The sequence below is a fragment of the Cognatundibacterium rugosum genome (genome assembly GCF_014284365.1).
GTDB classification, from domain to species: domain Bacteria; phylum Pseudomonadota; class Gammaproteobacteria; order Burkholderiales; family Burkholderiaceae_D; genus Undibacterium; species Undibacterium rugosum.
Window position 1 is genome coordinate 138,926 of sequence record NZ_JACOGG010000005.1, and the last position, 22,714, is coordinate 161,639.

The following is a 22,714-nucleotide window of genomic DNA, read 5'->3' on the forward strand; positions in this document are numbered from 1 at the left end:
ATCCGCTAAGTACTTGATTTTATTGTTTTTTGCTGCTTTGCAGCAGTTTTCATTATATCTATAAGTTATAAAAATCAATTTTGATAGTATTGACTCGATATAAAACCGCCCCTACAATTCGCCCAACTTGATGAAGAGCTTCTGGCCTACGATACGCTTCTGGCACTTTCCATGCGAAGAAAGTTTAGCCACTAACGGTAACATCATTCACGGGGATCGGGCCCCATATAACATTGTAAGGATTGTTTTCGAAAGGCGTCTGCCTTCACCCGAAAAAAGTTGTTGATCACCGGATGCTCCGGTAGCAGGTCAGACAGACCACATGGATCAACAACTCCGGCGTCATACGCTCGCGCCTTGCGACGATGACGATGTTTCTGATACGCGGCTGTTTGAATTGCAGAGTATGAAGTCACTACCTGTGACGCGTAATTTCAGGAGGTAAAAAATGCTTCAACGTATTAACTTAGCTGTTCCTGGTAGTTCAGCTGCGGATGACCAGCGCCCCGCGCAGTCGGCCCCAGCATTCGCATCTGCTCCGGCATTGATGCACGCAGTACGTCAAATCCTGACGATTTCCGGTGTCATCGCGATGCTCGCGCTGGCAACCATGTTTTTCAAACCGGAGTTAGCAGATAAATTTAAAAATCTGTCTCCATTCGCGACCACCGAAGAAGACGTGGCCGAAGCGGAAGTGCCACCCCCAAGCCTGGCGATGCTGATGCAAGCCCCGGGTCAGGCAAAACCGGAAGTTGCTGCACAAAATGCGGTCTTTTCCGAAGAAGATGCCAAAATGCTGGGTAACCAACGCCAGCAACAATGGGTAACTAACTGGCTGTCCAAACGCTACCGCATCGCAACCGATGCAACCAATATGCTGGTCTCTGCGGCCTATCTGACTGCGAAAGAAATTAAACTCGACCCGCTGCTGATACTGTCAGTCATGGCAATTGAGTCTGGTCTGAATCCTTTTGCTGAAAGCCCGGTCGGTGCCCAAGGCCTGATGCAGGTCATGTCCAAAGTCCATCATGAAAAATTTCAGGAAATGGGTGGCGTCAAAGCTGCACTCAATCCGGTTGCCAACATCAAAGTCGGCGCACTGATCCTGAAAGACTATGTGTCACGCGGTGGCTCGGTCGAAGCTGGCTTGAAAATGTATGTGGGCGCTGGTGCCATGGATAGCGATTCCGGCTATGGCTCACGCGTGCTGACCGAATACAAGCGTCTGAAAGACGTGTCGGCCGGTAAAAACGTTCCTACCGTATTCAGCAACCCTGCTCCGGCAGCCGTTCCTGTGATTCGCAACACAGAAACTGTTCCTGTGATCCGTAATGATCAAAACGAAGCTAAGGCAAAAACCGAAGCCAAGGATCAGGTAGCCGCGCTGTAAGCGCAACGCAACAAGACATCCTTACACGAATAAGCCGCCTGCTGCTCATCGCACAGGCGGCTTATTTTTTTGGCTTAGCTTTTTTCAGGGTGCAGAAAGGTTTTAAGACGGCGCACCGCCTCTTGCAGGTTTTCCAGCGAATTGGCATAAGACAAACGTACATAGCGGTGCGCGGTCGCAGGACCAAAATCCTTACCCGGTACAATCACCACCCCGGCTTCACGTAGTACTTGTTTAGCGAAGGCATCGGCATCATCACTGAAGCGCGAACAATCGGCATACACATAAAAGGCACCATCCGGCGTCACCGGCACATCCAGACCTAATTCGCGTAAGGCGGGCACCAGATAATCCCGGCGACGCCGGAATTCTTCTTTACGCGCCGCATAAACAGCCAGGCTGTCCGGCGTAAAACAGGCCAGCGCCGCATGTTGTGCCACCGCCGACGCACAGATAAACAAGTTTTGCGCCAGCTTTTCGACCGCGGGCACGATACTTTCCGGCACGACCAGCCAGCCCAAACGCCAGCCCGTCATATTGAAATATTTACTGAAACTGTTGATTACCACCACATCGCTATCCAGCGACAGTGCAGAAAATGGCGCTCCTTCGTAACTCAGTCCCTGATAAATCTCATCGACGATGGTGTAACCACCGCGTTGTTTAACGATGTCGATGATTTCGCGCAGCTCCGATTGCGGAATGGAGGTGCCGGTAGGATTCGATGGCGAGGCCAGTAATACCCCGGCAGTCTGTGCACCCCAATGCTCGCGCACCATTTGTGCCGACAATTGAAAACGCTCAGCCGGGCCGGATGGGATCAGCCTTGCCCGCCCTTCGAAGGCCGCAACAAAATGGCGGTTACAAGGATAACTGGGGTCAGGCATCAGCACTTCCTTGCCCGCCTCGACCAGCGCAGCACAGGCTAGCAGCAAGGCAGCAGACGCACCGGCTGTGACGATAATCCGCTGCGCTGGCACATCCAGCCCGAACTGATCGCGGTAATGACTCGAAATCGCGCTGCGTAAGGCAGGCAAACCCAGTGCAGAGGTGTATTGCAATTTACCCTCGGCCATCGCGGCGGTGGCAGCGGCAATCACATCGGTCGGCGCGGTAAAGTCAGGCTCACCGATACCCATATGTATCAGGTGTCGCCCTTCGGCTTCCAGCTCAGCCGCCATTTTCATGAGTTCCATCACATGGAAAGACGAGATATGGTCGAGCCGGGATGCGAGATGGTGTTGCATAGTGTTTTATCCTGAAATGCTGCGCCAGAAAAAGATGGAGGACCTGGGCGATGCAAGCTCTAGTCTGAGCTGCAGTCATAGCTGCACGCTGGCGTGGTGAGCGCAGCGCTACGCGTCCAGTCGCCACAAAAAAAATCCGCCTGCTTCAGTCAGAAGTCAGGCGGACAGATCATACTGTGACCGATATCACTTCGGCAGGCAAATTATTTACCTGCAGCGATCTCGGCAGGACGCAGCTTGGCAGCCAGCTTGTCCAGCACGCCATTGACGTATTTATGACCATCGAGACCACCAAATGACTTGGTCAGCTCAACGGCTTCATTGATCACAACGCGATACGGGATTTCGATATGGTTTTTCAATTCATATGCGCCGATCAGCAGCACAGCGTGCTCAATCGGGGATAACTCAACCAGCGGACGATCGATCAGATCGCCGAACGCTTCGCGCAACTGTATGGATTGATTGATCGCACCGTGCAGCAGGATATCGAAGTGCTCGCGATCCGCTTTATCAAAGCCGTGGGCCTGACGGATATGGGCGTCGATTACGCCGGAATCTTCATTGTTCAGCAGCCATTGGTACAGGCCTTGCAAAGCGAATTCACGCGCACGGTGGCGCGGGGAGCGACTCTTACTTGGATTCGCGTGTATGGATTTTGTGGTCATTATTTTCTCTTACTCTTACTTATACGTTCATTACCGCCGGACAGCGCTATATGCGCAAAGGCGGACAAAAAGCCTGCGCCTTAAAATTCAACCGGCTGCGCTCTTTGTGCAATCGGCCTGCAGGCCGCCACAGCAGGACGATTATTCGTCGTCGTAGTCCAGATCTTCTGTGGCTTCAGCGAGTTCATCCAGAGCCAGGGTCAGATTCGCCATTTCAACAGCAACCCGCGCTGCGTCCGCACCTTTTTCTTGCATACGGACTTCGGCTTGCTCGTCATTTTCAGTGGTCAGAATTGCATTCGCAATCGGAATGCCCGCATCCAGACCGACGCGGGTAATGCCGGCACCGGATTCATTCGAAACCAGTTCAAAGTGATAGGTTTCGCCACGAATCACCGCGCCCAGCGCAATCAAGGCATCAAACTGATTGGTTTGCGCCATTTTCTTCAATGCCAGTGGCACTTCCAATGCACCCGGCACGGTCACGTGCAGGATGTCTTCGTCCATCACGCCCAGGTTTTTCAGTTCAGCCAGACAGGCGTTGAGCAAACCTGCACCCACATTGTCGTTAAAGCGGGCCTGAACGATACCAACGCGTACACCTGCGCCATCCAGATTTGATTCGTAGTGTCCAACTGTCATGATCTTCCTTTTGCGCTGACGCGCTTAAAACTTATCGATTCGCACCCCGTAGTTACATGGGGTTCAGTACTGCGTATGTATTGCTTATTCGTATAACTTATTCGTATTGCTTATTTGCTGCCGGTGAAACCGGATCGCGCTGCAAGACACGGTATGACTCAAACCGCTGGCTTATCCAGATAGCCAGTGACTTCCAGGTTAAAGCCCGTCATCGACGGCATTTTACGTGGATTTGCCAGTAATTTCATTTTACCAACGCCGACGTCCTTAAGTATCTGCGCACCAATACCATAGTTACGCAAATCCATCCTGGCAGCACGGCTGACCGGACGGTTCTCTGGTGTATTGAGTGCGGTGAACTGATCAAACAACTGCTCCGCGCTTTCTTCGCAATTGAGCAACACGATCACACCGGATTCAGACGCTTTGATCGCCTGCATGGCCGCTGCGATATTCCATGAATGCGTAGTGGCCTGACTTTCCAGCAAATCCAGTATCGATACTGGCTGATGCACACGTACCAGGGCTTCTTTATCGGCTGCGAGTTCGCCATGAATCAGCGCCAGATGGGCAGAACCGCTGGGTTTATCACGATAAACGATGGTTCTGAAGCTGCCGTGCGCAGTATGCATAGCACGCTCTGCAACCCGGTCAACGATACTTTCGGTCTGGCTGCGATAGTGAATCAGATCAGCGATAGTGCCGATTTTGAGCTCATGTTCCTGCGCGAACGCGATCAGATCCGGCAGACGCGCCATGGTGCCGTCGTCTTTCATGATTTCACAAATCACAGAAGCCGGTGTCAGTCCGGCCAGCTCCGCCAGATCACAACCTGCCTCAGTATGACCGGCACGCATCAATACACCACCCTTTTGTGCCTTGAGCGGGAAAACATGACCAGGCTGCACGATGTCATGCGCCGTAGTTTTCTTATCCACCGCCACACGTACAGTACGCGCGCGGTCAGCCGCTGAAATGCCGGTGGTCACGCCTTCCGCCGCCTCGATCGAGACGGTGAAATTGGTGCCATAGGCAGTGCCGTTACGGCTGGTCATCATCGCCAGATTCAGCTGTTCGCAACGTTCTTCCGTCAGCGTCAGGCAAATCAGGCCGCGGCCAAACTTGGCCATAAAATTAATGGCTTCCGGTGTCACGAATTCGGCGGCCATCACCAGGTCGCCTTCGTTTTCACGGTCTTCTTCGTCGACCAGGATCACCATGCGACCTGCACGTAATTCTGCAACGATTTCCTGGGTAGTAGAGATACTCATAGGGAGATAGTCCTGATGCGGCACGGCTGCTGATACTGTATGACCAGAATGACAGCGCAGCCTGCACAAGCTGCAATTGAAAAGAATCCCGCTATTTTAAAGGATTTCGCCTTACTCTTCCTGCGCTTTCTGCGCTTTAGACTGGATTTTCCTCAAATTTGAATGCGGCCACGGCCGATTTCTATGACTTTGCCACCGACCCGTATCTTTTCCTGCCCGGAAATATCCAGATACAAGACGCTGGGGCGTCCCATCTGTACACCTTGCTCTACACAGTATTGTTGTTGCGACAGCATATTCTGATGCCTGAGCCAGGCACCCAGGTTGGCGCAGGCCGAGCCAGTTGCCGGATCTTCGCCGACACCGCCATCAACACGTTCGAAAAAATAGCGCGCCTGAATTACAGCCTGCCCTTGCACGCTATGGTCGCTGTTCTGTTCTATATAAAAAACAAAAACGGTGCGGCGTCCAAGACTGCTGCGCGGCCAGCGCGCCAGCAACTCAGCGCGGAATCCCGCCTGCTGCAAAGCAGCCGCACTGTTCACGGCTATCAGTAACTGATCTGAGCCGGTATTCACCCATAAGGGCTCAGCTACGATATCTTCGGCCTGCAAGCCCAATACCGGCGCCATTTCTGCCGCACTGGCCGGGCAAGGCGTAATCTGCGCTGGTTTAGGCGCAACAAAAGACCAGACTGCGTCATTGCGCTGCAAAGGCACTATCCCGGCGCGGCAGGACAAACTGAGCTGACTACCAGTCTGCAGCATTTCGCTGACAACGGCTGCAGAGCCGACACTGGGATGACCGGCAAACGCCATCTCTGTGCCCGGCGTAAAAATACGCATATGCCTATCCGCCTGATCAGAAGGCAGCAAAAACACGGTTTCGGACAAATTAAACTGCCGCGCCAGCGCCTGCATCTCGGTATCAGACAAGCCGCGCCCATCTTCGAATACACAGAGGGGATTACCGCCAAAAGTCGCTTCGGCAAATACATTCAATAAACGGTAGGCATAGTCACGCATAGATTTGAATATTTGGAGTCAATGCCAGCAGTGTAATGGATGGTCTGCGGCCAGAGGAGAACTTTATGGCAAGTGCAAGGGAATACAGCGCTAATCTCTACAGACGCTGCAATCAGGCATCCTGTGTCAGCCGCGAATACATCAGAAAATCGCCAGCCACACCGCGCACCTGCCGGAAAGAGCGCAATAAGCCCTCGCGCTCGAAACCCAGCTTTTCCAACACCCGTATCGAGGCTAAATTCGATGGCAATACTGTGGCCTGTATGCGTACCCAGCCCATTTCACTGTAGGCCCACGTCAGCAAGGCGCGCGCTGCACTGGCTGCGATACCCTGTCCCCAGTATGCCGGGTCCAGATCATAGGACAATTCGGCACTGCGATTTGGCACCGATATGGTATGAAAACCTATCGTCCCCAGCAGTCGTCCGTCGCGTTCATCGATGATTGCGAGGCGTATCTGTGATCCCGCCTCTGAGGATGCGAAGAGGTCAAACTGCGGCAACAAATCCTGCAGATCACGCAAATTCCAGCTGGTATGCTCTATGGTTTGCGGCAACTGTAAATAGGCGTACCAGGCAGCGGCATCACTGCGCTGCAAATCGCGCAGGATGATGTGCGGCTGGTCGGTGCGCAATTGCAGATGGCTACGCATAATCCCTTAATGCGGCAAGACGTAAATATGCAACGCCAGCAACTGACAGCTTTGCGCTGAGGCGACCGAAGCCTGAATCTGCACTGCGCCCAGCTTCTGCGACACCGCATCTGCCCAACTGGCGCTATGCGCATACGAAGCAGGCAAGCCATCTGCGGGCACAGACAGCCGGACACTGGTACCGGATCGCGGTCTGGTCGCCTCTGCGATACCCTCCAGCGCGCCCAACTCGGTCACGAGCTTACTGAATGCCGCCGCACTGTTCGGGGATGGTGTGTTGAACCAGGTAGCCAGCTCTGTCGCTTTCCCCTGCGCCAGCAATTGCGCCGCGCGGACCGCACAGGAAGACTCAGCCAAGGCAGGCATGGCAGTTGTGAGTAGCAAGGTGGAAATCAGGCGTCTTTTCATACTTTATTTGTCTATCAAAAACCTACCGTCATCAAATGTTGAACGATAAATAAAGAGGCAGTCTAACCGACGCATCAAAAATTACAAAGATAGTCATAAAAAACGGGGAAGTAACTTCTGAAACTTCCATGTCAACACAACACCATGACATGTAATCCCCACCCAATTCGGGCACATAACCAGTCACATTCACCCTTTCAGCAGCGGGCGAAATACTGATTTCGTACTGGCACAGCATTTGCAATCAGTACCAAGTGTCCGGCTGCAGCGCAGTTGGATGATGTGCGGTAGCCGGGAACCTTAACAACACCCCGGGGCGATATTCCGAAAAGCCTGACGAGTAGGAAATTCAATTACGATTATGAGGTTATGATGACTACAGCAACATCCCCTATCATCGGCGCATACCTGGTTAAAGGCACGATAGGCAACACCCAGTTAGTCGGCGCTCCGCTGGTCACTTACGCACTGGTCGTGGTACCGGGCCAGCATCATGTGTCAGGTCATGTCCATGTGACGCAGGCGACTGAAAACGGTAATTACAGCGGTAATGTGACAGGCAAAATTTTTGCAACAGGTTATGGCAATGTGACCCAGGTGGTCAGCCTGCATGGCCTGATCCATCCGGATGGCCCTATGCCCCTGGAAATTCCATTCGAAGCCCATCTGGCGATCAATGGTGAATGGGTAGGTACTGGCGGCTTCAGCTATGGCAATGTGCACGTGGAGCATGTACCGGTCAAACATCTGGCTGGCTGATTTCCTGAATCAGATTTACTGAATGTAGCCTTGCTCATGTCTGCCACGTGGGCAAGGCTGTATTTTTTTCACCTGTCATTTGTGCAGAATCGCTTACACTGACTGATCTTCCTGATAACAAGGCACCTCATGTCAGCTACTGCACTGCGTCCCCAACATTTGCTGACCGCGCTGGTCGTGGTGGTCTTATGGGGCATGAATTTTGTTGTGATTAAAATCGGACTGAAAGGCATACCGCCTTTTCTGATGGGCACACTGCGTTTCATGTTGGTGGCTTTCCCTGCGATACTGTTTCTGCCTCGCCCCAAAGTGCCGTTGCGTCTGTTACTGGCTTATGCGCTGACCATCAGCCTGGGGCAATTTGCCTTTTTGTTTTCTGCGATGGCAGTCGGCATGCCAGCTGGACTGGCTTCGCTGGTATTGCAGTCTCAGGCATTTTTTACGGTCGCTTTGTCGGCACTGGTATTTGGCGACAAACTGCATATGAGTAATCTGTGTGGCATGCTAGTGGCGGCACTGGGTTTGTTTATCCTGGGCAGCGCCAGCTTACAGGGTAGCGCGCAACAGGTGACGCTGGCTGGATTCGCCCTAACGATATGCGCGGCTTTTTCCTGGGCCAGCGGCAATGTGATTAATAAAAAAATCGGCCCGACTGCGGTGCTGAGTCTGGTTTCCTGGAGCGCGCTGATTCCCATTCTGCCCTTCTTTGCGCTGTCACTCATGTTCGAAGGCCGCGATACCATCGTTCACAGCCTCACACATATGTCGCTGTCGTCCGCACTGACTATCGTGTATCTGGCGGTCGCAGCGACGCTGATCGGCTACACCTTGTGGGGACGTTTGCTGTCCAGCCTGCCCACCCATATGGTGGCACCGATGACGCTGATGGTCCCCGTGATAGGTTTGAGTGCCGCCTGGCTGCTATTGGGCGAGGCACTAAGTCAACTGCAAATCATCGGCGCACTGACGGTTATGGGTGGATTGCTGATCAATGTGTTTGGCGCCAGGCTGTTCGCTGCCTGGAACACACGCTCGCCAGCCACCTGAGCATTTCTGCCTGTAAAAACGGCGCTGCCTCTGAATCAAAGACAGCGCCGTTTTCTTTTTGTGCTTAGTCGCTTACAAGCCGGTATGTTGGGCGATATAGGCTTTCATTGCTTCAACTTGCGGCTGCATCACAACAAAACGCTGCGGCAGCTCCTCAATCCGTTCAAATCCCGCCGGACGCTGCGCATCTTCACCCAGTGCTTCGCGTATGGTTTCATTGAATTTCGCTGGCAAGGCTGTTTCCAGCACGATCATAGGCACGCCGGGCTGCCAGTGTTCACGTGCGACCTTAATGCCGTCAGCAGTATGAGTATCAACTGTGAGGCCGTATTGCTCCCTGACCTGGCGTATGGTTTGGATGCGGTCTGCATGCACCGATTTACCGGAGACAAAACCAAACTGCTCCACTTTATGGAATTCATCACCATCACTGCCAGGCGCGCCTGACAGGTCAAAACCACCCTTACTCTCGACCTGCGCAAAAAGTTGTTTGACGCGCGCGGCATCACCATCGAGCAAATCGTAAATGAAACGCTCGAAGTTAGATGCCTTGGAAATATCCATAGACGGGCTGGTGGTATGCCAGGTTTCTGCAGAAGCTCGCACGCGATAAACACCGGTACGGAAAAACTCATCCAGCACATCATTTTCATTGGTCGCCACCACCAGCTGAGCGATAGGCAAGCCCATCATTCTGGCGATATGTCCGGCACAGATATTACCGAAATTACCGGATGGTACAGTGAAGGAAACCTGTTGTTCATTGCTGGTGGTCGCGCTCAGATAGCCACGGAAGTAGTACACCACCTGCGCCACTACCCTTGCCCAGTTAATCGAATTCACGGTACCGATGCGCTGCTGCTGTTTGAAGGCGAGATCGTTAGACACCGCCTTGACCAAGTCCTGACAATCGTCGAATACGCCTTCTACCGCGATATTGAAAATATTCGGGTCCTGCAGGCTGAACATCTGCGCAGTCTGGAAGGCGCTCATTTTCTGGTGCGGCGACAGCATGAATACGCGGATGCCGCGTTTGCCACGCATCGCATATTCAGCCGCGCTACCTGTATCGCCGGAAGTCGCGCCAAAAATATTGAGTTCAGCCTGATTTTTTTCCAGCGCATATTCAAACAGATTGCCGAGCAGCTGCATCGCCATATCCTTGAATGCCAGCGTCGGGCCATTCGACAAGGCTTGTAAAATCAGCTTACGGCCTGCGCCATCTTCCTGCAGCACGCGCAAAGGCGTAATCTGGCCAGCATCCTCGCCCTCACGCGCATTGCGATACACCTCGGCGGTATAGGTTTTGGCTGTCATGGCACGCAAATCTGCTTCCGGAATATCGGTAGCGAATTTGCGCAAAACTTCAAATGCGAGCTCGGCATAGCTTAATTCACGCCAGGCGTTGAGCTCGGCAGCTGAGACCTGAGGATAGCTGGCCGGCAGATACAAACCACCGTCCGGGGCTAGCCCACCTAACAGGATTTCGGAAAAACTTTGCGACGCGGCATGTCCGCGGGTTGAGGCGTAATGCATACTTTGAGCAAGGAGAGTAGAGTCGATAAGGTAAATTTTCACCCCATTATATCGCCCTTACCACCAAATAACCTGCACAAATTTGGCAAAAACTCAGATATTCTTTCTTATATTCAGATGCATCTAAGGATATATCTTTGTTGCATATATTCAGGTCTCGCGCTCAAGATCAGCAACATCATAGTCAGTCATCCGACAGCAGAACTGCTTCCGGATGAGTGTAAATCACCAGTCCGCTGTGCCGCGCAAATCCGATCAGACAGATACCTGCCTCCTGCGCCAGTTGCAAGGCCAGTGCGGTCGGCGCAGACAGGCAGACCATGAGGCGGATATTGGCAACTGCGGTTTTCTGTACCAGTTCATAGCTGGCGCGGCTGCTCAACAGCACAAAACCATCTGGCCGAGGTACATGCCGCCAATGCTGCGCCAGTGCACCGGTCAGCTTATCGAGCGCATTGTGACGCCCTACATCTTCGCGCAACATCGTAATTTGCCCATCCAGACTGGCAAAGGCCGCCGCGTGCAGCGCGCCGGTGACTGCATTCTGCACCTGCAGCGCCGGCATTTGCCGCAGTGCGGCTTGTAGCGCGGTCAGCGGGATAGGTGGTCCGGCACTGACCTGCACGCAAGACTGCGGCAACGCTGCCAGGCTATCAATTCCGCACAGACCGCAACCGGTACGTCCGGCCAGCTGACGCTTCTGCCGTTTGAGCTGGTCAACACATTCAGCGGCGATCTGTATCTCCAGCACCAGGCCCGCAGGCTGATGCTGCTGCAGTATGCGGATATCGTAAATCTGCTGCACCCGACTAACCACGCCCTCAGACAAACTGAAGCCACGTGCAAAATCCTCGAGATCGGACGGACTGGCCATCATCACGGCATGCGATATGCCGTTATAGACCAGCGCCACCGGCACTTCCTGCGCCACCTGGTCGGAAACAGCCTGCATACCGGGTTCAGCATAACGTACGCGCTGCACCGTCACCGTCAGGCTCGGCGGCAGACCGTCCACCTCTTCTGTGACAGGCTGATCCGGCTGCATCACCACCTCACCATGATGCGCAGGTAGCGTGGCCAAGCGCAGTCAGGCTGAGCAGCAGACGCTCCCCCTGCTGCTCACTGTGTACCCAGCCTAATCCGGCTTGTCCCGCCATATCCTGCTCACCCAGATAGGCGAGGCAGCGCAGCAAGGTACTCATACGGATTTGCAAGCGTTTGCACAGCTTTTGCGCCGATACCGGCTGCGCCTCCGGCCGCAAGGCCAGCATTAGTGCCTCTATCTGCGCCAGCATCGCCAGATCAGCCTGTTCTGCACCGGGAGCTGTGGTCTCCATCGTCATAGCGAACTCAGGCCTGATGTGCGGCCAGTGTGACCGGTATCGATTTGGAGGTCGGCGTACGCGCCCGGTCAGCCACGCTGGACAAGGCAACCAGACCATTGGTCTCGGGGAAGTAAGCCGCCAGACAACCACGTGGAATATTGTATTCAACCAGCATAAAGCGCTTAACACTACGTTCAGACTTATCTTCTGAAATGCTGGTGATGTCTACCCAGTCGCCAGCACGGAAGCCCAGAGCACGGATATCTTCCGCATGGATGAACAGCACGCGGCGCTCGCCAAATACGCCCCGATAGCGGTCATTCATGCCATAGATGGTAGTGTTGTACTGATCGTGGGAACGTATCGTGGCCAGATTGAATACGGTTTGCTGTTGCGCGCTTCTGATCTGATGGATAGGCAAATCAGTCGGTACTGCATGTGCAAAGAAGTTGGCCTTACCGCTTGCAGTGCGCCACTCCAGTTCGCGTGCACTATTTCGCAAATGGAAGCCGCCCGGTACCCGCACCCGGGTATTGAAACCGGCAAAGTCGTCAAATACGTCAGCAATTTTATCGCGGATACGGTCGTAATCTGCAAGCAGCCCCATCCAGTCTATGCGCGTTCTGCCCTGCAAGGTCGCCACCGCCATGCGTGCCACGATGGCCGGTTCAGACAATAAATCAGGCGAGGCCGGGACATTCATGCCGGAAGACAGGTGCACCATGCTCATCGAGTCTTCCACCGTGACCGCCTGCGGGCCTGTGGCCTGCATATCAATTTCAGTGCGCCCCAGACAAGGCAGAATCAGCGCATCACGGCCACAGACCAGATGACTGCGATTTAATTTGGTGGCCACATGCACCGTCAGCGCACAATTGCGTAAAGCGCGATGCGTAAGGTCGGTATCGGGCGTCGCAGTCGCAAAATTACCACCCATCGCGAAAAATACTTTATCCGGTGACGCCAGCATGGCTTCTATCGCGCCCACCGTATCATAGCCATGCTCACGCGGCACCTCAAAGCCAAACACTTGCTGCAATCGGTCGAGGAAGGCTGGCGCCGGTTTTTCATTGATGCCCATGGTGCGGTCACCCTGCACATTGCTATGGCCACGTACCGGACAGGCACCGGCACCGGGCCGGCCCAGATGCCCACGCAACAACAACAGATTCACGATCATCTGTATCGTTGCGACCGAATGCTTATGCTGGGTGATGCCCATGCCCCAGCAGGCAATCACGCTGCGCGCATGCAAATAGGTTTGCGCGGTGCGCTCAATCTGGCTGCGATCCAGGCCAGATTCACGTACGATGGTATCCCAGGACTCTTGCCCGACTTCGTCAGCAAATGCCTCAAAATTTGCAGTGTGCTGCGCAATGAAATCGACATCGATCAGTCGCGCCTGCCCTTGCTGCTGCGCCTGCGCATCGGCTTCCAGCACATACTTGATGATACCTTTGACCGCAGCCAGATCACCACCTATCTTCAATTGCAGATAATCTGAGGAAATGGTGCTGCCATCACCGGATAACATCTCCAGCGCATCCTGCGGGTCCTGGAATTTTTCCAGTCCGCGTTCACGCAAAGGGTTGAAGGACACGATCGCTGCACCACGTTTGGATGCGGCCCGCAATTCGCCCAGCATGCGCGGATGATTGGTGCCCGGATTTTGTCCGAAAATAAAAATCGCGTCGGCCTGCTGAAAATCCGACAGCAGCACCGTACCCTTGCCTATCCCTATCGCTTCACGCATGGCAAGACCGGATGGCTCGTGACACATATTCGAGCAATCCGGAAAATTATTGGTACCGAATTCGCGCACAAACAACTGATACAAAAACGCTGCCTCGTTACTGGTACGGCCTGAGGTATAGAAAATCGCATCATCGGGACGTGCTAAAGCGCGCAAATGCTGCGCGATCAAGGCAAAGGCTTCATCCCAGGACACCGCCACATAACGATCCGTCGCCGCATCGTAGCGCATAGGATGGGTCAGTCTGCCCTGATCTTCCAGCCAGTGATCGCTGTGGCGACTCAGCTCTGTCAACGTATGCGAAGCGAAAAGCGCTGGCGTAGCGCGTCTGGCCGTTGATTCAGCCGCCACCGCTTTGGCGCCGTTTTCGCAGAATTCGAAGGTGGAGGTATGGTCAGCGTCCGGCCAGGCACAACCCGGGCAATCAAAGCCATCCGGCTGGTTCGCCGACAGCAAAGTCCGTGCACCCTTGCCCGGTATGCCCTGATTCAACAATTGCTGTGCAACGCTTTTTAATGCACCCCAGCCACCGGCAGGCCGGTTGTAGACCTGAATCACTTTCTTACCCATGCTTTCCCCTGCAAATTCTGTATTTCCTGTGCTGGCAGCAGCACCAGCTCACTTAGCGGATTGCGCTGATCAGCGATGTATGACCACCAGCAAAGCCTTAGCTTCAGTCTTACCGGTGTTCCGGATTGCGTGATTTTTATCGGCATCGTAGCGCGCGGTCGCACCAATTTTGACTTTCTTTTTATGCCCTTCGACTTCGACTTCAATCTGACCGCTCAAGACTGTCAGATGCTCGGATGCACCAGGGTCATGTGAATTTGACACCAAAGCACCACCCGCTGCGAGTGTCAGCTCATACCATTCGTATTTACCAGCCAGCTCCATGGGCCCCAGGATGCGCAACACATAGCCGGCGTGTTCGCCCGGCAAAGTCGGTGTTTCATGGGCTTCCAGCAAACGTATGCTCTCAGCGGCAGGCAATTCAGACGAGAGCAATTCTGCCATCGTCACCCCCAGCGCATTGGCGAGACGCCATGCAACTGCAATGGTCGGATTGGCTTTTTCGCGCTCTATCTGTGACAGCATAGACTTAGAAACTCCGGCAGTTCTGGATAAATCTTCTAAAGTAAGACCACGCTCCAGACGCATTTTCTGCAAAGTCGCACCGACTTCCGGCGGCGTGTTCGACAAAACTTTTTTCATAAAGCCTATTGCACCACTAAAAAAGTATGATTAATATTCGATATATTGAACTTAAGTTCTAAATACTGAATTTTTTAAATTTTATTTAACCCGATGTGCGCGCGTGTAGCCATCAGCGTATTTGCGAGTTTGTTCAGTTTCTTGGTTTAGCAGTGTAACAGCTGCACACACTGAAACGCCAAAAGAGCATGACAAATATGCTGCAACAATATGTTGTCAATCACAGGCTGCAGCAAGATTTCCTCAGCACATCAAGATACGATGACCCTACTCTGGCCAGCACCAGATCAGACGGAGACCAGCATGACCCAGAATACTTCCAGACTCGCCTTTATCGATAAACTGGCGGGCAACCTGAACGGCTTACGCGAACAAGGCCTGTTCAAACCTGAACGTGTGATCGCTTCGCGTCAAGGCGCAGTCGTGACTTGCGACGATGGCCGCCAGCTCATCAATCTGTGCGCGAATAATTATCTGGGTCTGTCCGGTGATGAATCCATGGTACAGGCATCCATCGCCGCGACTGAGCAATTCGGCTACGGTCTGTCTTCGGTACGCTTTATCTGCGGCACACAAACCGTCCATAAACAACTGGAAAAAGCAATCGCGGAATTTCTGGGGACCGAAGACTGCATTCTGTATGCAGCTGCGTTCGACGCCAATGGCGGCGTGTTTGAGCCTTTGTTCGATGAAAACGATGCCATCATCTCCGATGCACTGAACCATGCCTCCATCATCGATGGCATCCGTTTATGTAAAGCGGCACGCTATCGTTATGCGCACAATGATATGGCCGATCTGGAAAAACAATTGCAGGCTGCCGCCGATAAACGTCACCGCATCATCGTAACGGACGGTGTGTTCTCTATGGACGGCACCATCGCCCAGCTCGATAAAATCTGCGAACTGGCAGACAAATATGATGCACTGGTGATGATCGATGAATGCCACGCGTCCGGCTTCATGGGCAAGACCGGTCGCGGCACGCACGAGCATCACAATGTGCTCGGCCGCATCGACATTATCACCGGCACCCTGGGCAAGGCTCTGGGCGGCGCGATGGGCGGCTTCACCGCCGGACGTAAAGAAGTGATCGATACCCTGCGTCAGAAATCCCGCCCTTACCTGTTCTCTAACACGCTGGCACCATCCATCGCAGGCGCCTCTTTATCAGTCTTGCAAAGATTGTCTGCTTCCACCGAATTGCGCGATCGTCTGCATGCCAATACCGAGCACTTCCGCCGCGAAATCGTCAAGCTGGGTTTTACGATTAAGCCAGGCACGCATCCTGTGGTTCCAGTCATGCTGTTTGATGCGCCGGTAGCGCAGAAATTCGCCGCCCGTCTGTACGAATTAGGCGTATTCGTCACTGGTTTCTTCTACCCTGTGGTACCGATGGGACAAGCCCGGGTCAGGGTGCAACTGTCCGCTGCGCATAGCATAGAACAACTCGACACCGCGCTCGCTGCTTTTGCGCAGGCGGGTCGCGAACTCGGACTGATCCCGTAATTCAGCATTGACGAAAACTGAGACCAGCGTGCACATTTGCAGCATACTGGCTGAGACTCGGTTTTACGGCGATAGAGCTATCTACTTTTAATCTGGAAAAAATATGGAAAAAATTCTTGTTATTGGCGCTAATGGTCAGATCGGCAGTGAACTGGTGGAAGCCCTGGCAGCACAGCATGGTGCAAACAATGTGATTGCAGCGGATATCAGCCCGGCCAGCCTGTATGGCGCGGCGGTCTATGAAATCATTGATGTACTGAATGCAGCACGCATTACCGAAGTCATCGAGCAATATCAGGTCACTCAGGTCTATCAGCTGGCAGCGCTGCTGTCCGCGACTGGCGAAAAAGCACCGTTGAAAGCCTGGGAGCTGAATATGGATGGCTTGCTCAACATCCTGGAAATCGCGCGTATTCGCGGCGAAGCTGGCAAACCTTTAAAAGTATTCTGGCCTTCTTCTATCGCTGCGTTTGGCCCGAATACGCCACCGGTCAATACGCCGCAATACACAGTCATGGATCCAAGCACGATTTACGGTATCAGCAAACTGGCCGGTGAACGTCTGTGCGAATACTATTTCGACAAATATGGCGTCGATGTACGCAGCATCCGCTACCCTGGCATCATCAGCTTCAAGTCACCACCAGGCGGCGGCACCACCGACTATGCAATCGCGATTTTCCATTCCGCTTTGCGTGGTGAGGGATACAGCTGCTTCCTGGAAGCAGAAACCACTTTACCGATGATCTACATGCCGGACGCGATCCGCGCAACGATTACACTGATGGATGCGGACGCCGCCAAACTTTCTGTACGTTCTTCGTATAATGTCGCCGGTTTGAGTTTTAATCCGCGCGAATTGGCAGCTGCAATCAAACAAAATTTGCCGGCATTTGACATACACTACGCTCCCGACAGCCGTCAGGCGATTGCAGCTTCCTGGCCGCAAAGCCTGGACGATGCACAAGCCCGCACAGACTGGGGCTGGCAGGCTCAAGTCGGGCTGCAGGATCTGGTCACCGACATGTTGAAAAATATCCGCGTCGATGGCAAGGAGTTAGCGGCATAATTTTATTTCATAAATAGCGCAGAAATTCAGGTATCAGCCTGGTGACGAGCCATCGTGCTCCACAACTACCAGGCCCGGCCTGACCATTTTGCGCAACACAAATAAGAGACAAAGAGGTCATACGATGGACATGCGTGTATTCAATTTATTTAAAATAGGCGTGGGTCCATCCAGTTCCCATACCGTCGGCCCTATGCTGGCAGCCAGACGCTTTTTACTGGAGGCTGGCAATCTGCAACAAGTCAGCAAGGTGCAGGCGGCGCTATACGGGTCGCTGGCACTGACCGGCAGCGGCCATGCGACAGATACCGCTGTTTTACTTGGCCTGATGGGTGAAACACCGCAAGACCTGGCACCGGAAAGCGTGGCTGACAAGCTGGCACGACTCAACAGCAGCCATCAGATGCGTTTACTGGGCGAATACCCGGTTGCGTTTGATCCTGCCAATGATATTCTGTGGTTCAAACAGGAAGTATTACCAGGTCATCCAAATGGCATGAAATTCATCCTGACACGCCTGGATGGCAGTATTGAAGAAAAAACTTTCTACTCTACCGGAGGCGGATTTATCTATTCGGCAGAAGAACTGTCACAACCCGCCTCTGCCGAAACTGCTACAGACAAAGCCGTCCCCTATCCTTTTGCCACGATGGCGGAATTGCTGGCCCATGGCAAACGTACCGGCCTGAGCATAACCGCCATGCTGCGTGCCAACGAACTGGTGCACTGTTCCGAACAGGAACTGGATGACGGTCTCGATAAAATCTGGTCGGTGATGAAAGCCTGTATCTCGCGCGGCCTGCAACTGAGCGGCGAACTGCCGGGCGGCTTACAAGTTCAGCGTCGCGCCGCCAAGCTGTGGCGCACTGCCAATGAGACAACTGATGTCTTGCCACACGACGGCATGCACCGCGTGAGTTTATATGCGATGGCTGTGAATGAAGAAAATGCGGCTGGTGGCCGCGTTGTGACAGCACCGACCAATGGCGCGGCTGGCATTATCCCCGCCGTATTGCGCTATTACGCTGAAGACTGCAAACCGAGCAACCCACAGCAAGGCATACGCAGCTTCCTGCTGGCAGCCTCCGCGATTGGCATGCTGTGCAAGAAAAACGCGTCGATTTCCGGTGCTGAGATTGGCTGCCAGGGTGAAGTCGGTGTGGCCTGCGCGATGGCTGCGGCCGGTCTGACCGCAGCGCTGGGTGGCACCAATGAGCAAATAGAAGCTGCGGCAGAAATCGGTATCGAACACCACCTGGGTATGACTTGCGATCCTATCGGTGGTCTGGTCCAGATCCCTTGCATAGAACGTAATGGTATGGGCGCAGTGAAAGCCATCACCGCAGCCTCCCTGTCCCTGCGCAGTGATGGCACGCATAAAGTCACACTGGATGACGCAATCGAAACCATGCGTCAGACTGGCGCAGACATGCAGGCCAAGTACAAAGAAACTTCACTTGGCGGCCTGGCCATCCATGTCGTCAGCGTGAATTACGCTGCCTGCTGATATCCTGATACCAGCCGCAGGCAGATGTTAGCGGGGCGCCAGTGCAAAACGCGGCAGCCCCGCCTTCCACAGAAAAAATGCCCAGGCATTGGCCTTCCATTCATGTTCATCCATCGCTTTATCCGTTGATAAAGTCAGCAATACCGGCGCTTGCGGGCTGCCTGACAATAGCTGCAAAGCCGCAGCCAGCTTGGCCGTCATCACAACACTCTGTTCTGACTTCTCCTTATCTGCCAACAACAACACCGGCGGATGCTGCAAGCCCTGTTGCAAATGCGACTGAAATGGCCAACGATCGAGATCGCTGGTTACACTTGCTTCTGCCTGCCTGCCCTTTGCCTTCGCTGGCGCTGCCGTATCCAGCCGCAGGTTGCGTAATGCGACAGCACCAAACAATACAGGCCTTTGCAAAGCTGCCTGCATCAACGCGGCATCAGCATCCCCAATAGCGAATAAGAATATTTTGCCTTCAGTAGAAATCGATGCACGGACCAGATACTCCGCTGCCGCGATCAGGCTATCGGCGACATGTGCTTTACCCGCCGCCGGTAATACCAACGTCGCGACGATCGCGTCTTGTTCCAGCCAGGCCTGAAACCCATCGGTATAACGTTCTGGACGTGCCGGTTCCGGTGCCAGCATCAGTAATACCGGGCGTTTGCCGTCGACTTCGGCACCGCGTGGATACAATAATGTCAGTGCACCTGCCTGCCCTGGCAAAATATGAATGGCAGCACGCTGCTGCACCTTGACGCCGTCCGGATGCGGTCTTAACAAGGGTGAAAATTCCTTCCCATCGGGAGCCACATACCAGGCATGCTGGCGATCTGCAGCCTCGATATCGATCAAAATTCCCTCATCGTCGCTGCCCAGACTCAACTGCCGTACACGCCCGGCAAATGGCAATTGCACTGACTCCGCTTTTGCTTTGCCAACGAGTTTCAGCAATTGATGTGCGCCATCACGATAAGCCAGTACAAACACCGTGCCGCCACGTATCGCCAGCCCTTGCAAGTCCAGCTTATCGTCCTGAAACACCAGCTTTGCATTACTGAGTTGAGGCGCACTCAGAGACAGCCGGTAAACTGCATTCTGCTTAGGTGCTTCCGACTGTTTTGCCGTGGAAGCTGGTACGGTAATTTTTGTACCCGGCTTATTATCCACAATCAGTAACAAATCCTTCCCCTGAATTGCGAGGTCCTTACACAGATCTGGCTGGCCAGCCAGCATTTGCCAACGCGCTGCGTTTTTATCGAATTCAGAGCGTCGTGCGACAGCCAGTTGCATAATTTGCCGTTGCGAATTGCGGCTGACCAGCAGCACAGCGTCAGCCTGCTCCGCAATCAATAGCTGCAAACGCGCATGTGCACGCAGTTGCATCGCTTTGCCACTGCGTAGCAAAGCCTTATCGGGCTGCGCTGGCTGTCCAAGCTGATGCTGCCACAACTCCGTCACCGCGCCCAATGCCGGCTGATAGTACAGAACACGACTGTCAGCACGCCAACTCAACCCGCTGCCAGGTGCAATACGAAGTTCCGGCTCCGGCTTCAGCTCATCAAGCTGCATCACAATTGCCAGCTCCTGCTCAGACTGACGGACTTGAAGTGCGATCGCACTGCGATCAGGGGACAGACTTAGCTGCAGGATTCCGGCCTCAGGTGCTGAGACATAGAGCACGCGTTCGGCCCCGGTTTCCCGATTTTTCTGCAACACACGTGCACGACGGTCTGCGCCACGCTCAGTCCAGATCAGGCCAGTCGCAGTGCTGAGCGCCGCGGTTTCTGGCTCTGACGCCATGCCAGTATTTCCTACCGTTTTCTGCCAGTCTGACAATTGCGGGTAGCGCTGCAGAAATTGCTGACTGAAAGCATGTTGACGACGCACCCAGAGCTGCACCTGAGGATCATCGCGCTGCTCCAGAATCGCCAACGGATCTGCAGCGGGAATTTCATTTAACACCGGCAACTTAGGATAGCTGCCCCAAGCTGCCAGCTGCGCCCACGCCGGCGCTGCCAGCAAGGCTAACACCACAAGGGCTGGAACCAGCCATTGCAGACACTTGTTTTGACCCTGAGTCTGATTCCGTATCGCAAAAAAAACAGTTTGATTCATGGTCTCCGCTTTATGTGGGCAAAGTATTTGCCATTCATTTCAAGTTTTTTGAAGTTCATCCCTGACTTTCTGCAATTCATCGCATTTCAATCGTGCAATCTATGCATTTTATCTACAGTGCTGACATCGCCCCAACCACAGGAAAAACCATCATGTCTACACAAAAATCATCCAAATTGCATTCCATCAGCTTGCTGACGCTGGCCAGCCTGAGTGCAGCCACAGTGGTGAGCCTGGCATTTCTCTCTCCCAAGCCACAAGTGACTGTCGTACCCAGCGTAATCATTTCAGCACAAAAAATGACCGTTGAACAAAAAATTGCTTACGATATGGAGCAATTCCATCCCCAGATACAAACTGTTGTCATTTCCGCCAAAGCAATGACGTTGGCGGAAAAAGCAGCAAGCGACACCCAAGCCCAGTCCAAAGCCCAAAACACAGTAAAACTCAGAAAAAAATCTGCAATTCTTGCTTAATTTGATTTAATTTGGCTTGACCGCAATCAGCTTAGTGTCAGACAATTAGTCTTTGCATCACGCTTCATCGCAACAGCAGCATCAGAATTGAATGGCCAGTTTGTCTCAACTTACTCTATCAGCAGGCAATCATGTTAAAAAAACCTTTACTCTTTTGTTTGCTTTCAGCAACATTTGTGACTGGTGCAGTGGTCGGAGCTAATGCGTCTGCGATGACTTCATCCATCGCCATACAACAAAATCAACAAGAAAAAACACTCAACGAAAGTGCACAGGAATCCAGTTCCGCCAGTGCCAGCGCCAGCTCTCAGACGCAAACTCCGCTAGATCGTAGTGGTTTGGATCGCGCATCGGTACATTTGCAAATACTGCAGCAATCCAGTACGCATTTTTCTGAAACCGGCACTTCGACTGCAAAAAAGCCTACCAGCTTTGACAAAAAAGCTCAGCTCAACAGCAAACCAGGTTCCAGCACAGGTATCTGAGCACACCCAATCTGGTATTCAGGCCACATTAAATACCGCGCCAACGCGGCTTAATCTGGCACAGATTCTCCTGCCTCAGATCGCACCGCGGTCGATGCGCTTACTCAGAATGATCGATGTCGCGGTTTGACGCACGCCGTCCATCGCACCAATCTGATCCAGCAGGCGATCCAGGGTATCGGTAGAATCACAGCGCAAGGTCAGCATATAGTCTATCGTGCCGCTGACAGCACACAAGGTCTCAGTCTCGGGCAATTGTTGCAGGTATTTGATTAAAGCACCGGCAAACTTCGCATCCACCGATAAGCCGACGTAGGCGCGTACGGCAGGCTGCACCAGCTTATGGCTCATCCTCACCCCGTAACCGGCGATAATGCCGCGCTTTTCCAGCGCTGCTATCCTGGCAATCACGGTGGTACGTGCGATCCCCACCTGTTTCGCAATGCTGGTCACCGGCAGCCTGGCGTTATCCATGAGCAAAGCCAGTACTTTGTTATCTACTTCATCAAGTTCAGGTCTCATATCGTCATTTTGTTTTAAGCTTTAGTCAAAATGTATCAGACTCCTGCAGTCTGACGATAAATTTCGCTCTATTATCTGACAAAACTCCGGCATAGACTC

At 53.4% G+C, this 22,714-nt stretch carries 22 protein-coding genes; 8 read left to right on the forward strand and 14 right to left on the reverse strand.

Going from position 1 to position 22,714, the window contains the following annotated elements; all coding sequences use genetic code 11:
- Positions 1-448 precede the first annotated feature (448 nt).
- Complete coding sequence (locus H8K47_RS06410; RefSeq protein WP_186880584.1) at positions 449-1,390, forward strand: transglycosylase SLT domain-containing protein; 942 nt, start codon at positions 449-451, stop codon at positions 1,388-1,390.
- Between the two features lie 74 nt (positions 1,391-1,464).
- Here the strand turns inward: H8K47_RS06410 and H8K47_RS06415 are convergent, their stop codons facing one another.
- The 7 genes from H8K47_RS06415 to H8K47_RS06445 form a co-directional block, all read right to left on the reverse strand.
- Positions 1,465-2,637, reverse strand: a complete 1,173-nt coding sequence (locus H8K47_RS06415; RefSeq protein ID WP_186880585.1) for a pyridoxal phosphate-dependent aminotransferase — start codon at positions 2,635-2,637, stop codon at positions 1,465-1,467.
- A gap of 203 nt (positions 2,638-2,840) precedes the next feature.
- Positions 2,841-3,305, reverse strand: a complete 465-nt coding sequence (nusB, locus tag H8K47_RS06420; protein ID WP_186880586.1) for a transcription antitermination factor NusB — start codon at positions 3,303-3,305, stop codon at positions 2,841-2,843.
- A gap of 141 nt (positions 3,306-3,446) precedes the next feature.
- Entirely contained in the window at positions 3,447-3,947 is a 501-nt protein-coding gene (ribH, locus tag H8K47_RS06425) for a 6,7-dimethyl-8-ribityllumazine synthase (RefSeq protein ID WP_162021005.1), read from the reverse strand.
- Positions 3,948-4,105: 158 nt separating this feature from the next.
- Positions 4,106-5,218, reverse strand: coding sequence for a bifunctional 3,4-dihydroxy-2-butanone-4-phosphate synthase/GTP cyclohydrolase II (ribBA, locus tag H8K47_RS06430; RefSeq protein ID WP_186880587.1), 1,113 nt, complete (start codon positions 5,216-5,218; stop codon positions 4,106-4,108).
- Between the two features lie 152 nt (positions 5,219-5,370).
- Complete coding sequence (locus H8K47_RS06435) at positions 5,371-6,243, reverse strand: PhzF family phenazine biosynthesis protein (protein ID WP_186880588.1); 873 nt, start codon at positions 6,241-6,243, stop codon at positions 5,371-5,373.
- A 112-nt stretch (positions 6,244-6,355) separates the two neighbouring features.
- On the reverse strand, positions 6,356-6,895 hold the full coding sequence (locus H8K47_RS06440; RefSeq protein WP_186880589.1) for a GNAT family N-acetyltransferase: 540 nt from the start codon (positions 6,893-6,895) through the stop codon (positions 6,356-6,358).
- A 6-nt stretch (positions 6,896-6,901) separates the two neighbouring features.
- Positions 6,902-7,303: a hypothetical protein gene (locus H8K47_RS06445; RefSeq protein ID WP_186880590.1), complete on the reverse strand. Its 402-nt coding sequence runs from the start codon at positions 7,301-7,303 to the stop codon at positions 6,902-6,904.
- Between the two features lie 369 nt (positions 7,304-7,672).
- Between H8K47_RS06445 and H8K47_RS06450 the strand changes: the two genes are divergently transcribed.
- Together H8K47_RS06450 and H8K47_RS06455 are read left to right on the forward strand one after the other, a co-directional pair.
- A complete protein-coding gene (locus H8K47_RS06450; RefSeq protein ID WP_230410161.1) occupies positions 7,673-8,062 on the forward strand; it encodes a DUF1842 domain-containing protein in 390 nt (129 codons plus the stop codon).
- A gap of 144 nt (positions 8,063-8,206) precedes the next feature.
- Complete coding sequence (locus H8K47_RS06455) at positions 8,207-9,109, forward strand: EamA family transporter (protein ID WP_186880688.1); 903 nt, start codon at positions 8,207-8,209, stop codon at positions 9,107-9,109.
- Positions 9,110-9,181: 72 nt separating this feature from the next.
- On the opposite strand, the gene thrC is transcribed toward H8K47_RS06455, so the two are convergent.
- The 5 genes from thrC to H8K47_RS06480 form a co-directional block, all read right to left on the reverse strand.
- Entirely contained in the window at positions 9,182-10,645 is a 1,464-nt protein-coding gene (thrC, locus tag H8K47_RS06460) for a threonine synthase (RefSeq protein ID WP_186880591.1), read from the reverse strand.
- Between the two features lie 184 nt (positions 10,646-10,829).
- Complete coding sequence (fdhD, locus tag H8K47_RS06465; protein ID WP_230410162.1) at positions 10,830-11,726, reverse strand: formate dehydrogenase accessory sulfurtransferase FdhD; 897 nt, start codon at positions 11,724-11,726, stop codon at positions 10,830-10,832.
- Positions 11,698-11,988: a hypothetical protein gene (locus H8K47_RS06470; protein WP_222612738.1), complete on the reverse strand. Its 291-nt coding sequence runs from the start codon at positions 11,986-11,988 to the stop codon at positions 11,698-11,700. Before H8K47_RS06470 ends, fdhD begins: the two co-directional genes overlap by 29 nt.
- Positions 11,989-11,995: 7 nt before the next feature.
- Positions 11,996-14,293 (reverse strand): FdhF/YdeP family oxidoreductase, encoded by a 2,298-nt coding sequence (locus H8K47_RS06475; protein WP_186880592.1) that lies wholly within the window; start codon positions 14,291-14,293, stop codon positions 11,996-11,998.
- Between the two features lie 69 nt (positions 14,294-14,362).
- Positions 14,363-14,935, reverse strand: a complete 573-nt coding sequence (locus H8K47_RS06480) for a helix-turn-helix domain-containing protein (protein ID WP_162021014.1) — start codon at positions 14,933-14,935, stop codon at positions 14,363-14,365.
- A gap of 303 nt (positions 14,936-15,238) precedes the next feature.
- On the opposite strand from H8K47_RS06480, the gene kbl reads away from it, so the two are divergent.
- The 3 genes from kbl (at position 15,239) to H8K47_RS06495 (ending at position 19,020) form a co-directional block, all read left to right on the forward strand.
- Positions 15,239-16,444, forward strand: coding sequence for a glycine C-acetyltransferase (gene kbl / locus H8K47_RS06485; protein ID WP_186880593.1), 1,206 nt, complete (start codon positions 15,239-15,241; stop codon positions 16,442-16,444).
- Between the two features lie 103 nt (positions 16,445-16,547).
- Positions 16,548-17,513: an NAD-dependent epimerase/dehydratase family protein gene (locus tag H8K47_RS06490; protein WP_186880594.1), complete on the forward strand. Its 966-nt coding sequence runs from the start codon at positions 16,548-16,550 to the stop codon at positions 17,511-17,513.
- Positions 17,514-17,637: 124 nt separating this feature from the next.
- A complete protein-coding gene (locus H8K47_RS06495) occupies positions 17,638-19,020 on the forward strand; it encodes an L-serine ammonia-lyase (protein ID WP_186880595.1) in 1,383 nt (460 codons plus the stop codon).
- A 27-nt stretch (positions 19,021-19,047) separates the two neighbouring features.
- Here the strand turns inward: H8K47_RS06495 and H8K47_RS06500 are convergent, their stop codons facing one another.
- Entirely contained in the window at positions 19,048-21,132 is a 2,085-nt protein-coding gene (locus H8K47_RS06500) for a prolyl oligopeptidase family protein (protein WP_186880596.1), read from the reverse strand.
- A 152-nt stretch (positions 21,133-21,284) separates the two neighbouring features.
- On the opposite strand from H8K47_RS06500, the gene H8K47_RS06505 reads away from it, so the two are divergent.
- Entirely contained in the window at positions 21,285-21,608 is a 324-nt protein-coding gene (locus H8K47_RS06505) for a hypothetical protein (protein ID WP_186880597.1), read from the forward strand.
- 131 nt (positions 21,609-21,739) lie between these two features.
- On the forward strand, positions 21,740-22,093 hold the full coding sequence (locus tag H8K47_RS06510) for a hypothetical protein (RefSeq protein WP_186880598.1): 354 nt from the start codon (positions 21,740-21,742) through the stop codon (positions 22,091-22,093).
- A gap of 75 nt (positions 22,094-22,168) precedes the next feature.
- Here H8K47_RS06510 and H8K47_RS06515 read toward each other — a convergent pair whose 3' ends face one another.
- Positions 22,169-22,615, reverse strand: a complete 447-nt coding sequence (locus tag H8K47_RS06515) for an Lrp/AsnC family transcriptional regulator (RefSeq protein ID WP_186880599.1) — start codon at positions 22,613-22,615, stop codon at positions 22,169-22,171.
- Positions 22,616-22,714: the final 99 nt, after the last annotated feature.